Below are 13,287 nucleotides of genomic sequence, written 5' to 3'. Positions count from 1 at the left end.
TTCCCGGAGGGGGCGGCCCGGCCGCCGCGCGGGCCGTGCCGAAGGTGAGGCGGTGGCTCCGAGGACAGCGCGGGGCCACCGTCCGGACGAGGGCAGCGCGCCACCGGCCCCCGCCGGTGCGACGGTTCCTCACCCCCCTTCGAACGGAGCCCAGTGACCACTTCCCGCCTGTTCCAGGCCGCCGGCGCCGCCCTGCTCCTCGCCGCCACCGTCAGCGCCTGCTCCAGCTCCGGATCGGGCGGCGGCGGTACGACGTCTCCCGCAGCGACGTCTCCGGCAGCCACCTCTCCCGCGGCGACGTCTCCCGCAGCCGCCTCCCCGGCAGCTACGTCTCCCGCCGGCACGGCGTCGCCGTCCGGTGCGAACAGCAACGCCGCCGTACGGGTGTCGATCAAGAACTTCCTGTTCGAACCGGCCGACATCACCGTGCGGCCCGGCGCAACGGTGACCGTCGTCAACGAGGACTCCACCGCCCACACCCTCACCGCGAGCGACAAGTCCTTCGACACCGGCACCATCGCCCCCGGCGGGACGGCGACCTTCATCGCACCGGCCCAGGCGGGAAGCCACCCCTACATCTGCTCCATCCACCCGTTCATGCACGGCACCCTCACCGTCAGCTGACCCCGCCCCACCGGTCCCGGAGGTATCCGTCATGGCCAGCCCCGACCCCGGCCCCGTGCGCCACGGTCGCGCTCTCGACGTCGTCCTGCGCCTGCTCGCGGCGGCCGGGCTGGCCGTGGACGCCGCCGTGCACGCCCGCCTCGCCGGCCAGTACGACGCCGTCACGGCGACGATCAGTCAAGGGACCCTCTTCCGCGTCGAGGCCGCCGCGGCGAGTCTGGCGGTCCTTCTCGTCCTGCTCTGGCGCCACCGGATCGGCGACGCCTTCGCCTGGCTGACCGCCGCCGCCGGCCTCGCCGCGATCCTCCTCTACCGCTACGTCGACGTCGGAGCCCTGGGGCCGCTGCCGAACATGTACGAACCGATCTGGTCCCATGACAAGACCACCTCCGCCTGGGCGCAGGCGGTCGCGGTGGCAGCCCTCACCGTCCTGCTGATCCGCCACGGCCGGTGGCGCGGGCCCGGCCGCACATCGGCGTCCGGTCCGGCGTGACGCCCGGCCGTCCCCGTCCCGGCATGCCGGGACGGCTGACTCCGGCCTTGGAACCTCCGGTCGGGCACGGACCGGCTGTCGCACCGGGAGTCCGGACGGTCGGTTGCCAGGAGCGGTGCGGTTGTTGATCACGCGCTCGACGGTGTTCCGTTCCTTGCAGAGGTCTACAACATGGCGGACGGGTCGGCCACCCTTGGAACCCTTGTTCTCCCGGTTTGCGGCCTGGTCCCTCTTGTACTCGCGTCACGCAGGACGATCCACCTGATCAGACCTCGGAGCGAGGGCGGAATCCCGCACATTGATCACGGCTCGATACGTGCCAGGTAGGCGCGGCCGCAAGTATTGGCCGGAATGATGTGCGCCAAATCGCCCGCCCGTTCGAGCGGGCGTTCGTGCAGGTACATCTTGACGCGCTCCTGGCCCTCATCGCCGACCGCGAGCCGCATCTCCGACTCGCGGCCCAATCACAAGAATTTCCGGCCGCGCGTACTAGGCTCCGTCGCTAGCATCACTCGATCGACCGTTGCTCACCCAATCGACAGGAGGCCCCATGATCGGCGTGCTCGTGACTTTCACGCAGACCGACAAGTTCGATCGTTCAACTCTCGCAAAGATTGCCGGCGAACTCCGCGGACCGTTTGAAGGCATGGCCGGCCTTCGCTTCAAGAGCTTCATGCTCGACGAAGACGGCGTTCGGGCAAGGAACTTCTACGTGTGGGATGACGAGGAGAAAGGCCGCTCCTTCTTCACGGAGGAGCTCGTCGACAAGGTGGCGGGCATTTATGGCGTCCGGCCCAAAATCGAATACCTCGATATCTTGGGGTTCGTCGACAACTCCGGCGCCTGATTCTCAAGGGCGCTGTCGCACAAACTTTTGCTGTCCAGGCCGTTTTGGACCATCCGGGCATGCCGCAGAACTTCCTCGCATGCGATCGGGACCAACCGCTGCTGCAGCCCTGCAGCCACCTGACCTGCGCGGCTGGCTGCCCGAGGACCACCTCGCCTGGTTCGTGATCGAGGCGATCGAGCAGCTCCACGTCGAGCCCTTCTACAGCCCCTGTCACTCCGATGGGCACGGCCGGGCTGCCCACGAGCCGAAGGCGATGCTCCCCCCTGCTCGCCACTCCTCCTGCGTCGGTGAGCGAAGCTCGCGCGGGATCGAGCGCCGCTGCCGCGAGGACGTCGCCTTCAGGGTGATCTGCGCAAACCAGGCCCCCGACGCCGGACGATCGCCCGCTTCCGGGTCCGCCACCAGGGGGCCCTCGCTGACCTCTTCGGCCAGGTGCTCGGTCCCTGCGCCGAGGCCGGCCTGGTCGAGGTGGCGCCGCTCGCCGTCGACGGCTCGAAGTTCGAGGCCTCCGCCTCCGACCACGGAGTGATGCGCGACGGGCGCCGCTTCGGCGGCGCCCCGAAGCCGTACACACCGCCGGCGAGACCCGAGGGCCAGATCAACCTGACCGACCCCGACTCGAAAAGACCTCACCCGGACCGGATGATGATCGCCACTCGACAGACGCCCTCTAGGTCACTGGACCGAGGTCGCCTTCGATGACGGTCCGGGTGATCGGGGGCCGGTCCCACAGGGCGAGGAGTTCGTTGACAAGGTCAGCGAGGGCCAAGGGGTCCCCGTCGTAGGGCGCCTTGACGGCGGCCGCCAACAGGCTGCGCGGGACGACGTTGGCATCGAGGAGGACGCGCCACTCGTGGGACCCGAGTTCCAGGTATTCCAGCCCGGTGAGCTCGGTGATTTCCAAAGGGTCGGCGAGCGTGCCGGGGTGGGCGCTGAGGGTCCGTAGCCGTGGGAGCCCGATCAGCGGTGCGAGGCTGACTTGCTGACTGGTCGACATGCCGATGGACAGAACTTCCAGGCCGGGGTGGACGCTGTCCTCCAGGCTCTGCTGACTGTATGCGTTGGCCGAAGCCGCGGCCGGTGGGTGAGTCTCCAGGCTGCCGGTTTGCGCGGCGGGCCGGTCCAGCACCAGGTCGGTGAGGGAGTCGGCGACGAGCTTGGCGCCGATGTTCTGCTCATGGGAGATGAGGATGATCTGTCCGGTGTGCCCGCGGGGGCCCGGCGTCAGATCGACGGCCAGCCGGTCGCCGCCTCCGTTGTCGCCGAAGACGATCCAGCCCGGTGAGCCGGCCAGCCCCTGCACGGCGGCGCAGGGCCGCGTGTCAACCACTTCCAACGCCGCGAACTGCCATGGGCACTCGCGGGTCGCCGCCTCGGCGACGTACAGGCCTGCCAGGCCGAAGAGTTCGCAGCCGACCGCCCTGGAATGGCGGCTCGCCGCCTCGTAGTCACCGACCCAGTCCGCCCAGTCCGCCCGTGTCACCCGGTAGAGCGCTTTGAGCTCCTCGGGCAGGGTGACGCCCAGGCGCATCTCCGCCGCTGCGATCTCGGCTTCGGTGGCGCCAACGGCGTTGGGCAGACGCTCGCGCAGCGTCCGCTCGAGCAGCGCCGGGTCCGCCGACGGCGCTGGCACCGCGCCTGGCGCCGGATCGGGAAGGCGACGCCAGGGCTCGGGAAGCGAGTCCTCGACCAGGACAAGCGCCCCCGGATTCGGGGCGATGCCGGGTTCCACCGCCGGGCTGGACTCGAGCATGCGGAGCCGGGTCCTTCCCGCCGCCTCGATCTCCACCGCGAACGTGACAGCGTCAACGCCGTCCTTCACCAGAGTGCGGTGCACCCGCCACACGGCGTCGTTCGTCATGTCCTTCAGGGGCACGCTCCAGCCGCCCCGGCCGATGAGGCCCACCACGCGACCGCCGGGGGCGGCGAGCTGTTCCGCATGTTCTGCCCGCAGGAGCCGCAGGACGGGCTCCCAGGTCCTAAAGTCGTGAATCGAAAAGGTGGAATTCTCTTGATCATTCATACACAGACCGTACCCGGGGGCTCGGACACCCGACCCCGTCGGCCCCGCACGCCGTTGCGTGACCCAGCACGTCACTTGTCGCCGACGGCGCTGCTCGACGTGCGGTTCGTCGGTCAGCCCGGCACGACAACTGTCGCTGAATCAGCAGGGCATCCGACGGTTGGTGACCCGCTCGGACCGCGGGTCCTCGACCCGCCTCACCCGGGTTCGGCCGGAGGGTAGGGCTGTTCATCCTCGCGGCGGGCCACACCGTGGCCCGTGACGCGCCAGGAGAGGCTGTGGCGGGTCAGGCTCCACGATTCGGGTGCTCGTCGGATCCGGTCCACCCAGTCCCGGAGTTCGGGGAGTGCCTGCTCACGCAGGATGCCGCGGGCGTGGGCCCGTTCACCGGCCGGGAGCGGGGCGATGGTGATCCGTACGCGCGACCACTCGGCGGGGAACTTGTTGTATCCGTAGTTCGAGGTGGTCAAGGGGTTCCGTGAGGCCTGCAGGAGCGTGCTGTCGTACTGAGGATGCTCGACGAAGCCGAGATGGACCTCGTCCATCAGTGGTTCGCCGAGCACCGCGCGGATGTCCGTCGGCGTGAGCGGCCACGACAGGTGGCGTGGCAGTCTGCGGTTACGAGCTGGCATGCGCCGGAGAGTGGCACATTCCCCGCGGAAGCGCATGCGAGTTTCGACACCACGAGATCGACATCCGTCTCGGGCGACCGGTTCGTCGCCGACACCACGGTTGGCATGCCGAGTCACACGTCGGAGGCCAACAACGAACTCAGCGGGGCCAACTGAAACGCTCACAGGCCCACAGGCCACCTACAACGCTCAGCCACATCAGACCGGCCGCGCCGCCGCGGCAGGACTCGCACCCTGAACATACAACGGAGTCGATCGAAACGGCGGTCTGTTCGGAGCGCGCACCGGACGGCTCGGCCAATTGCCTTACCTGCCTGACAGACGCGAATGTGCGCCGGCTTTCTCAGGAGGCCAAGGAGCACTGGATACTGACTTCGGCTCGTCAGGGTGATCCTTCGCGAAGTCCCTTGTAGGTTCCGCGTTTCGGTGTCCAATTCCGGACCGCTATGTCTGGCGGGTTCCTAACGGGACAAGGAGCGTGGAAGTGCTGGTCAGCGCATTCACTTTTTCGGGTTACCCGTGGTCATCGTTGAGACAGCCATCAGCAACGACCGGGACGAACTGCTCGCGTTCTACGACTTCCCGGCCGAGCACTGGATCCACCTGCGGACCACGGGCCCGATCGAGTCGACCTTCTCGACGGTCAAGCTCCGCACCAAGGTCACCCGTGGCGCCGGCAGCCCGGCGGCCGCGCTCGCGATGTTCAAGCTCGTCGAGTCCGCCCAGACGCGATGGCGCGCGATCACCGGCGCCCACCTCGTCGCCTTGGTCCGTTCCGGCGCCCGCTTCGAGAATGGCATCCTGGTCGAGCGGTCCGAGGTGGCGGCATGACCGAGCCCCGCCCCCGGCAGCCACGTGGCCCAGGTGGAACTGGCGATCGATCAGGTCACCATCGTGAACCCGACCAAGGCCACGGCCACCGTGCACTGCAGGCTGCTGATCCGGCCGCGGTCGGCTGCGGCCAGTGCAACGGCACGATAACCAGTTGCGTCACGGCGGATTCCTCGCCACGGTTGCCAGGTGACTACACGAGATCTCGGTCGGGTCGAGCGCATCGGCAACACGGTGCACCGGCCGGCCGGACCGTGGACCCCGGCGGTTCACGGCCTGCTCCGCCATCTGGAGGCCGTCGGCTACGAACATGCGCCCCGCGTGCTCGGCTTCGATGAGCAGGGCCGCGAGGTACTGACCTGGATCAGCGGCGAATCCGGTCCGGACGGTTGGGCCAAGCTCGTCGACGACCAGGGCCTGATCACCTTCGCCGGCCTCCTGCGCGACTACCACGACGCCGTGGCCGGATACCAACCTCCGGACACGACATGCTGGTCCACCACCACTTCCGGACTCGTCGGCGACGAAGTGATCTGTCACGGCGACTTCGGTCCCTGGAACACCGTGTGGCGCGGCGCCCGGCCGATAGGAATCATCGACTGGGATCACGCGCGTCCGGCGCCACGACTGCACGATGTCGCGTACGCACTCGAATACGCGGCGCCGTTCCGCGACGATGGCGAGTGCATGCGGTGGCTGCGCTACCCGCGGCCGCCCGACCGGCGTCACCGCCTTGAGGTGTTCGCCGCCGCCTACGGCCTCACTGACACGGCGGGCCTGGTCGATGCCGTGCTCACCGTTCAGGAGCACGGCATCGATGCCGTCCGGCGCTTGGCTGAACAGGGACACGAGCCCCAGGCCACCTGGGTCGCCGAAGGGCACCTGGACGAACTCCGGGCCCGCCTCGCCTGGAGCCGGGCCAACCGGCACCTGATCGAGCAGTGAATCTGATCGGGTGATGTCGGAGTAGCAGCTCCACAGTCTCGGCCGGTCCGGTCGGTGCACCGCCATGCAGGGCAACAACCGCGTCGACGTCACCGACCCTGGAGCCTGGTTCACCGCTCGACTGGGCTTCGACCCGCGCAAGGACGTCACCCTGACGGACTGGCTGGCCACCCCCAGCTCCTCGCCGAGGTCACCGCCGGCGCCGTCTTCCACGACGGGCTCGGGCAACTCGCACCGGCCCGCGCCAATCTCGATTGGTATCCCCACGATCTCTGGCTCCACCTGCTCGCCTGCCAATGGCAGCGCATCTCCTATGAAGAGGCTTTCGTCGGCCGCTGCGGCGAAGTAGGCGACGGGCTCGGTTCCGCCGTCGCCCGCACCCCTCGAACAGCCGCCCTGACCGCCCGCATCACCGATCCCGCTGTCCGCGCTCTGCCGATGGCCGGGGCCGTCGACCAGTTCATCGACAGCATGGACGTCTTCGGCCGCCCCGAGCTGACACGCGGCGTCGCCCATGCCGCACTCACCACCCCGAAACGGTGAACCCGGCCCCGCGACGGGATTACCGCGCCCAGCGTCCCATGGTCGGCGCGGTGCCGATCAGGCACTCGATGTCGGTCGGGAAGCCGACGAGGGCGTAGGCGGTCAGGCGCAGGTGGCCCTCAATGCAGACCAGGTTGTCCTGCGTCTCGCCGACGAGGATGAGCGGAGGAAACCGCTCGCCTCCGATGAGCGCCTGGGCTGCCTCGATGAACGGTTCGTTGGGCACGTCGAACGTCCGCTGCCCTGCCCTGATGCGTGCAGCCGCGTCGGTCGGCCGGCGGCTGCCACCCGACAATTCGACCCAGTAGGAATAGTCGAGGTAGCGCACGCCGGCTGCCTCGTCGGCGGACAGGAGCGCCCTGGTCCAGGTGACGTGAGCGGGGAAGTTCTCGAACAGATCGCGGTTCTCGCCGTACCCGCGCACCGCAGCGAGCAGAGCCCGACGTGCGAAGTTCGCTCCAGCGTCGAAGAGGTCCGGATGCGTCAGCAACTGCTCGGCCTGCCCGGCTGCCGCCAGGTGGGACCGGAGGTTCCGGCCGAACCTCCGGCTGGACAGCTCGCCGCTCAAGAAGCAGGCGACCATCTCGTCCTCACTGCTCTTACCCAGTACCTGCACGACCCTCAGCATAGGATCGACCTCGTTGGGCGCCGCAGCCTGCTTGCACGTCATCTCATCCACAGGTCTTGACTATTGCTCTCGTGGCGGTTGAAGGGCGGCAGCAGGGGCTGCGTACTCGTGTCCGTAGGAAGTGTTGTTTCGTCAGCGACGTTACGTGCGAGGAACGTGGACGGCAGCGCGTTCGCGGAGTGCGCCTTCAGTGAGGTGTCGCTGAGCGACCTCTTCGACGCGGCCCGATGGCGCATGTTTCGCTGGTACCTGGGCCAGAAGCACCATTCAGGGTCCTTCTGGTCGGCGACGGAGCAGGCTCCGGTGATCCACGAGTCCCGGCTGGAGCCGGCGCGGCTGCTGTTCGCGGATTTCGACCCTGCTGTGTCCCGGATCGTCGCACAGCCGTTCCTGATGACCGCGAACGTCGATGGCGCGGTGCGCAAGCACATCTCTGACTCCTGCTTCGCACCGCCAAGGGCTCGCTGGTCGTGAAAGCGCAGCTCATGGAGCAGCTGTGTGGCATCTGAACGCGGAACCGCAGCTCAGCCCCTCCACGCTCAAGAGGGCCGTGATCAAGCCTCAGCCGTTGACGGCCTCCACGATCTGCAGGGCGGCCTGGGCGGGCGTGAGGTGCGTGGTGTCGACGACTTCGGCCTCGTCGTGCAGCCACGTGCGGGCCGCCTCGGCGTAGGGCTCAAGGTACTTGAGGCGGAACCAGGAGTTGGGACCAACAACAGTGTCCCCTGCGATGCGCCCGCGGAGGGTATCCTGGTCGGCGTGGAGGACGAAGTGCCGCACCGGAATGGCGTGTTGGGCGAGGCCCGTGCTGATCTCGCGCCAGTACTGCTCGTCCAGGACAGTCATCGGCATCACCAGAGTCCCACCGGTGTAGTCGAGTACGCGGCGGGCGGTCTCGACCACGAGCAGCCGCCACGGCGGCCAGTGCTGGAAGTTGTCCGTCTCGGGCAGCCCCGGCGTGATGTCCATGAGCATCTCGCCGACCTTCTCGGCGTCGAACACCCGTGAATCCGGGATCAGCTGCTGCACGAGGGCGCTGGTCGTCGTCTTGCCTGCGCCGTGGGTGCCGTTGAGCCATATGATCACGGGCCCGACGCTACCCGAACTTGAATTCGTGATGTCGGTCAGCCGTCCATGATCAAGCCAGTGGCTGTACGTCCTGGTGTGTGGGATATGCGGATGGGGGCGGGCTGCCCGCCGCGGGACGTGAACGCCGGGAAACCGCCACCTGCCCGCCCCGGGTCGGCGGGCGGGGCACCCGGGGAGCCACAGCGCGATGGCAGGCAGGCGGCAGTCACACGACCCGGTGCTGCAAGGCACCAAGAGCCGGCTGCCCGGATGCTGGACGTGGATCACGTCTTATCCGCACCTGCGACGGCGCGGCTCGCAGTGCTTGCTGGTGAGGGTGTCAGCGGTATGTCGGCGACGGTGATTGGGCGCCTGGGTAGTGCCACGTCAGGCTGATTGTTCGAGCATTCTCTGAAGGGTGTCCCGGACCGAGTCGTCTGTCTCGCTCGCGAGGTGCCGGCTGAGGGCCTCCCGCCGCCGGGCAGGTAGCCGCCGGCTCGGCGGTGTGGTCGTCGCCATGAGGATGGCAGCGAGGGAGCGAACGTCAGGCACCGGATCGGCGAGCGCCGTGGTCAGCAGGTCTCGACCGTGTTCTCCCTGAGCTGCGAGGGCACGGAGGATCGTTTCTCTGACGGCCGGGTGGGTCTCTGCGGCCAGCGCCCGCAGCAGCGTGCCGGGCAAGGTGGTGCTCGGGTCTGGGCGGGTGATGAACGTGTAGGCGGCGGCTCGCCGCCTTGCCGGGAGCTCGTCGTCCAGGAGTGTGGCCACGAGCTGATCCTCATCGCCGGCCATCTGGTCGGCGAACCAGTTGAGGTCCCGGTGTCCCGTCAGGACGAAGTCGAGCCACCGCTCGTACCAAGAAAGGAAGTCGGGGTCGGCGTAGAAGCGAGGGGCGAAGAATCCCTCGGCGTTGACCTCCACCAGACGCCCACGTCCGGGTCCTGCGACGACCAGCAGCGTGAGGTCGCTGCAGCCCCGGTAAACGACCGTGATGGTGCCGGGAAAGGATCCCGTGAGGTCGCCTCGGTCGTCGGGACCTGTTGGAAGATCCAGGTCCGGGGCGATCGGGAAAGGTTCGGCAGGTTGCCCCGGGTGACCCCGCCCGAGCCACCGCTCCATGGGCAAGAGTCCATAGGTGGGACCGTATCCGCCGTGCCCGATTCGGGTGAGGAACTGTCGGAACTCCTTGGGCAGTCGGATGCCGTGGGCGTCTTCGAAGTCCGAGACCTGCGTCACGGTGAGCACGGGGCCGAGTGTGGCCTTCTCCGTGGTCGGCAGTGCGGCGAGTTTGGCTTGGATCCGGGTGATCCTGGCGTCCACTGGTGCTTCTTCTCATGTCGGAAGGCAGTCCGAGCCGCGATCATAGCCCACAGTGGGTAGCCGGACTGTCGTCGTCAGTCTGCATCGAACATGGCAAGGCGGCGCCGAGACCGCCTGCTCTGACCTGTGGTCAAGCCGGCCGGGAGGACCCCGTTCCGCCCCCGATGGCCAGGCCGCCGCCCCTCGCGCGGGCCGGGAACACGGCGTACGGATCGGCCCTCCGTGACATCGTTGCCCCGCGTGATCCGCAGCACCCGCCTGGTCGACCTTGTGAAGGCCATGGACCCGAGACTCGTCGCCGCCGCCTTCGGCATGGACCCCCAGGCGACCCTGATCTACCTCGCCGACCGCATCGATCCCGGACGGGAAGCCCATCTGCCCCGCGATCACTGCCCGTGATCTACTGCCGCTCATGCCGTCGCCGCCACCTCGCACATGTTCGGCGGAACAGATGCGGGACAGATGCCTCACCACCAGCCAGAAAATCCTGAAACTCTGGAGTGCCCGGTCGCGCCGCGTGCCGCTGCGCCTGCATGGTCATTTGTGACAAGGCCCCAGGGACCAGGTGACAATCCAGCACATGGATGACGCCTTCGCACTCCTTCGGCAGGCCGCCGACCTACTGCCCGAGGACGCCGCCGCAGAGAACGGCCAGACAGTCGGAGATGTTCGCAGGGACATCGAGCTCCAGGAATGGGAGATGGCGCTCGACATGCTCATCGAGATCGCGGATGTCCATCCGGTGTCCGTCACCTTCTGGGAGAGGCTCACCGAGGCCGCTCGGCAGATGATGCTCGGCCGCAGCCGCCGTTGGTGCGAGTGGCGGGGCTGGGAGGTCAAGCACGGTACGATCCGTGCGACCTTGACCCTGCTGGGAGCCGACGAGGGCGGACGCCAGAGTGCCTTCTCCGGAGATGGTCAGCTCAGGCCTCTGTGGGACATCGGTAGCCACACCGCAGTTGGACAACGAGACCTGAACACCGCGCGGCTCTGGGTGGAGTTCGCACCGCAACTCGGACCGGGAGAGACGGCCGACATCCGCCTGGCTCCCCTGCAGTCCGAGAAGTGGCGGCATCTGAAGGCCGGTGACGTGATCACCATGCACGAGGCCCAACCCGCCGCCGGCACCGCCGAGATCATCGAGGTCCTGCCGCCCCGCGTCTGAGGCCACCGGGCAGCCGGGCGCGAGAAGACTGCGGTCGCACGGCCGTCGGTCGCCGTCAGGGTGGGCCGGCCGGGGAACCCCTCCCTGTTGACCAGGCCGGCAGGGAGGTCGATGACGACACGCCAGGTCTGGAGACGGATCAGGGCCAGGGCGCCAGGGACCCTTCCTTCGACAGTGGTTCCAGCCAGAGGGAGGCCTGTTCGGGCCAGCTCTGCGGGATCGCGGCTCCTGGACGGCGGGGCGGTGCCTACCGTTGACGGGCCGGTAAGTACCTGTCCCGTCGTCTGCCCGCATCGCGGGAGCACCGAGGTAGGGAGTCCGCACTGTGCCGTCCTTGCTGAAGTACGAGATCATCACCGATCCGACGGGGCTCCAGGCGTCGCTCCCCGGCGAACCGTCCCGGGGATCGGTGTACATCATCGCCTCCAACTCCCACCAGTCCGCGGTGGAGTGGGACTACATCGAGGTCGAGCTGCCGTTCCTCTCCTTCTCCTCGCCCCTGACGAACGATCCGGCCGCGGTGACCACGAGTATCGAGAGGACGAAGCAGCGGCCCATCGACGACCAGCTGGAATTCAGGTGGGACAACGGCCGGCTCCTCTTCCGGGCCCAGTTCGACCAGGCACAGCCCCACGCAGCGAGGCACCCGTTCCTGGAGAGCGGAGAGGCCCTGGTCCTGAAGCTGGAGAACATCCCGGTCGCCGATGAAGCGGGTCTGTCCCTCCTGGAGATCCACGAGAGGACCGGCGGCGGCGACCGGAACGAGCCCATGCGGCTACAGCCCTTCACCACCACCCTCGGATTCGTCAAGCAGACGCCGAGGGTGCCGCGCAACTTCCGCGCGGAGAAGTCCCTGCTGGACGGGGACCAGAACGAGCCCCTCGTCCTGAAGTGGGACGGGCCCAACACCCTCGACTACCGGATCCTCGACGCGACGGGTGCCGAAGTGCGCCGCGAGCCGGCGGCGCAGGGAAGTGCGGCCGCTCACCAGGAGTACTCCTGGTCCACCACTGCTCCGAAACGCGGCGCCACCTACACCCTGGTCGCCAAGTCACCCGACGGCGGTGATCAGCGGGGGTACTTCCTCACCACCACCGTCCACGCGCTCGTCCCCGAGTTCGGGGACGGGACGCGCTCGCCGTGGATCGAAGGAACGGAGCACAAGGGCCGCGCCGTCTTCACCGCGGACGGCCTGGACGTCCGGGACGCGAAGCACGACCTGGGGAGGGTGACGGCCGACAAGGCCGACGTGGACAGGGTGATCACCAGGCTGGTCCAGGGACGGAGCAACGACGACGGCTGGATCACCTTCCCGGACAGGGGCGTCAACGTCTACCACGGCCCGACCAACGTCCCCGGCGTCGTCACGGCCGCCCGGGCCGACGTGGACGGCGTCAACACCAAGTGGGCGGGCAGCCGCGACGCGGGCGCGGGCTGGATCGAGTTCACCTCGTCCGGGGCCGGCCTCCACAAGGACGGCGCCCAGGAGCTGGGAACCCTCACGGCCGACAGAGCCGATGTGAACGGCGTGAACACGAAGTGGGTCGGTGACCGTGACGGCGGTAGCGGTTGGCTGGAGTTCCCGCGGTCCGGGATCAACGTCCGCAAGGACGGCGGTCAGGAGTGGGGCACCGTCGCCGCCGACAAGGCCGACCTCAACGGCATCAACACCAAGTGGGTCCAGGGCCGCGCCACCACCGACGGCTGGATCGAGTTCCCCACCTCCGGCGTGCGCGTCCTGCGCGACGGCGGCCAGGAGCTGGGCACCGCCACCGCGGACAAGGCCGACCTGAACGAGCTGCACACCGGTGAAGCACGGGTCTCCGGTGAAGCGCGGGTGAAGGGTCACCTCACCGTCGGCGGCGGGATGAAACTCAGCCACGACGGTGAGCGGATGTTCTTCACGATGCCGGACCGGATCATGTTCCAGGGGATCAACGAGTTCAAGAAGTGGGTGACCTTCGGGGACGGCATCTCGGTCACCTTCGGCCGGAGCAATGTCTCGATGACCCGCGCCAACGGGATGATCGTCGGGGGAAGCGACCTCCAGATCCAGCACGGGAAGCTCTCCATCTCCACCGGTAACCCGCCGCACGTCAGGGAGCTCTAACCAGATGTCCGCGGCAGGGTGAGCAGAGCCGGCCCCGCACCTGCGGCTCCAGCCC

15 protein-coding genes and 3 pseudogenes are annotated in these 13,287 nt (G+C 68.3%); 11 read left to right on the top strand and 7 right to left on the bottom strand.

The genetic code is table 11. The annotated features are described in order from the left end of the window. Positions 1–153: 153 nt before the first annotated feature. A complete protein-coding gene (locus tag C2142_RS00215; RefSeq protein WP_148640487.1) occupies positions 154–624 on the top strand; it encodes a cupredoxin domain-containing protein in 471 nt (156 codons plus the stop codon). 31 nt (positions 625–655) lie between these two features. Continuing rightward, complete coding sequence (locus C2142_RS00210) at positions 656–1,117, top strand: hypothetical protein (protein ID WP_148640486.1); 462 nt, start codon at positions 656–658, stop codon at positions 1,115–1,117. A 123-nt stretch (positions 1,118–1,240) separates the two neighbouring features. On the opposite strand, the pseudogene C2142_RS00205 reads toward C2142_RS00210, so the two are convergent. After that, positions 1,241–1,351 (bottom strand): annotated as a pseudogene (locus C2142_RS00205) (IS5/IS1182 family transposase); the annotation flags it as partial. A gap of 68 nt (positions 1,352–1,419) precedes the next feature. Beyond that, entirely contained in the window at positions 1,420–1,581 is a 162-nt protein-coding gene (locus C2142_RS00200; RefSeq protein WP_153882739.1) for a hypothetical protein, read from the bottom strand. 86 nt (positions 1,582–1,667) lie between these two features. Here C2142_RS00200 and C2142_RS00195 point away from each other — a divergent pair, with 86 nt between their 5' ends. Both C2142_RS00195 and C2142_RS00190 read left to right on the top strand, forming a co-directional pair. Then, positions 1,668–1,964 (top strand): hypothetical protein, encoded by a 297-nt coding sequence (locus C2142_RS00195; protein ID WP_194235740.1) that lies wholly within the window; start codon positions 1,668–1,670, stop codon positions 1,962–1,964. Between the two features lie 435 nt (positions 1,965–2,399). Then, positions 2,400–2,669 (top strand): hypothetical protein, encoded by a 270-nt coding sequence (locus C2142_RS00190; protein ID WP_148640485.1) that lies wholly within the window; start codon positions 2,400–2,402, stop codon positions 2,667–2,669. On the opposite strand, the gene C2142_RS00185 is transcribed toward C2142_RS00190, so the two are convergent. Then, positions 2,638–3,990 carry an SMI1/KNR4 family protein gene (locus C2142_RS00185; RefSeq protein WP_148640484.1) on the bottom strand — a complete coding sequence of 451 codons (1,353 nt, stop codon included), beginning with the start codon at positions 3,988–3,990 and terminating at the stop codon, positions 2,638–2,640. The two genes, C2142_RS00190 and C2142_RS00185, sit on opposite strands and share 32 nt — an antisense overlap. 197 nt (positions 3,991–4,187) lie before the next feature. After that, positions 4,188–4,622: a hypothetical protein gene (locus tag C2142_RS00180; protein ID WP_148640483.1), complete on the bottom strand. Its 435-nt coding sequence runs from the start codon at positions 4,620–4,622 to the stop codon at positions 4,188–4,190. Positions 4,623–5,162: 540 nt separating this feature from the next. Between C2142_RS00180 and C2142_RS00175 the strand changes: the two are divergent. From C2142_RS00175 to C2142_RS00165, 3 genes and pseudogenes are all read left to right on the top strand, one after another. After that, a pseudogene (locus tag C2142_RS00175) lies at positions 5,163–5,453 on the top strand (transposase); the annotation flags it as partial. A gap of 321 nt (positions 5,454–5,774) precedes the next feature. Then, positions 5,775–6,398 carry a phosphotransferase gene (locus C2142_RS00170; RefSeq protein WP_241002287.1) on the top strand — a complete coding sequence of 208 codons (624 nt, stop codon included), beginning with the start codon at positions 5,775–5,777 and terminating at the stop codon, positions 6,396–6,398. Between the two features lie 73 nt (positions 6,399–6,471). Then, a pseudogene (locus C2142_RS00165) lies at positions 6,472–6,941 on the top strand (DUF4037 domain-containing protein); the annotation flags it as partial. A gap of 19 nt (positions 6,942–6,960) precedes the next feature. Here the strand turns inward: C2142_RS00165 and C2142_RS00160 are convergent. Beyond that, the gene (locus C2142_RS00160) at positions 6,961–7,611 is read right to left on the bottom strand and encodes a hypothetical protein (protein ID WP_241003090.1); all 651 of its coding nucleotides are present in this window, start codon (positions 7,609–7,611) and stop codon (positions 6,961–6,963) included. A 114-nt stretch (positions 7,612–7,725) separates the two neighbouring features. Between C2142_RS00160 and C2142_RS00155 the strand changes: the two genes are divergently transcribed. Beyond that, positions 7,726–8,043, top strand: coding sequence for a hypothetical protein (locus C2142_RS00155; protein ID WP_148640481.1), 318 nt, complete (start codon positions 7,726–7,728; stop codon positions 8,041–8,043). Positions 8,044–8,130: 87 nt separating this feature from the next. Here the strand turns inward: C2142_RS00155 and C2142_RS00150 are convergent, their stop codons facing one another. Together C2142_RS00150 and C2142_RS00145 are read right to left on the bottom strand one after the other, a co-directional pair. Then, on the bottom strand, positions 8,131–8,655 hold the full coding sequence (locus C2142_RS00150; RefSeq protein ID WP_148640480.1) for an AAA family ATPase: 525 nt from the start codon (positions 8,653–8,655) through the stop codon (positions 8,131–8,133). Between the two features lie 369 nt (positions 8,656–9,024). Continuing rightward, a complete protein-coding gene (locus tag C2142_RS00145; protein WP_148640479.1) occupies positions 9,025–9,957 on the bottom strand; it encodes a hypothetical protein in 933 nt (310 codons plus the stop codon). 240 nt (positions 9,958–10,197) lie between these two features. Between C2142_RS00145 and C2142_RS00140 the strand changes: the two genes are divergently transcribed. From C2142_RS00140 to C2142_RS00130, 3 genes are all read left to right on the top strand, one after another. Next, a complete protein-coding gene (locus C2142_RS00140; protein ID WP_162600477.1) occupies positions 10,198–10,356 on the top strand; it encodes a hypothetical protein in 159 nt (52 codons plus the stop codon). Between the two features lie 181 nt (positions 10,357–10,537). Beyond that, a complete protein-coding gene (locus tag C2142_RS00135) occupies positions 10,538–11,122 on the top strand; it encodes a hypothetical protein (RefSeq protein ID WP_346766351.1) in 585 nt (194 codons plus the stop codon). A 325-nt stretch (positions 11,123–11,447) separates the two neighbouring features. Beyond that, on the top strand, positions 11,448–13,232 hold the full coding sequence (locus tag C2142_RS00130) for a hypothetical protein (RefSeq protein WP_148640478.1): 1,785 nt from the start codon (positions 11,448–11,450) through the stop codon (positions 13,230–13,232). The last annotated feature ends 55 nt before the right edge of the window (positions 13,233–13,287 follow it).

The organism is Streptomyces sp. CB01881 (assembly GCF_002953255.1).
Classification (GTDB): domain Bacteria; phylum Actinomycetota; class Actinomycetes; order Streptomycetales; family Streptomycetaceae; genus Kitasatospora.
Note: the sequence above shows the minus strand (reverse complement) of the source record. Positions and strands in the feature narration are given on the sequence as shown.

Bases quoted from the DNA above. Each gene is read 5' to 3' on its own strand.
- C2142_RS00185 (WP_148640484.1), bottom strand. From the start codon at position 3,990: ATGAATGATCAAGAGAATTCCACCTTTTCGATTCACGACTTTAGGACC.
- C2142_RS00180 (WP_148640483.1), bottom strand. From the start codon at position 4,622: ATGCCAGCTCGTAACCGCAGACTGCCACGCCACCTGTCGTGGCCGCTC.
- C2142_RS00210 (WP_148640486.1), top strand. From the start codon at position 656: ATGGCCAGCCCCGACCCCGGCCCCGTGCGCCACGGTCGCGCTCTCGAC.
- C2142_RS00160 (WP_241003090.1), bottom strand. From the start codon at position 7,611: ATGACGTGCAAGCAGGCTGCGGCGCCCAACGAGGTCGATCCTATGCTG.
- C2142_RS00195 (WP_194235740.1), top strand. From the start codon at position 1,668: ATGATCGGCGTGCTCGTGACTTTCACGCAGACCGACAAGTTCGATCGT.
- C2142_RS00135 (WP_346766351.1), top strand. From the start codon at position 10,538: ATGGATGACGCCTTCGCACTCCTTCGGCAGGCCGCCGACCTACTGCCC.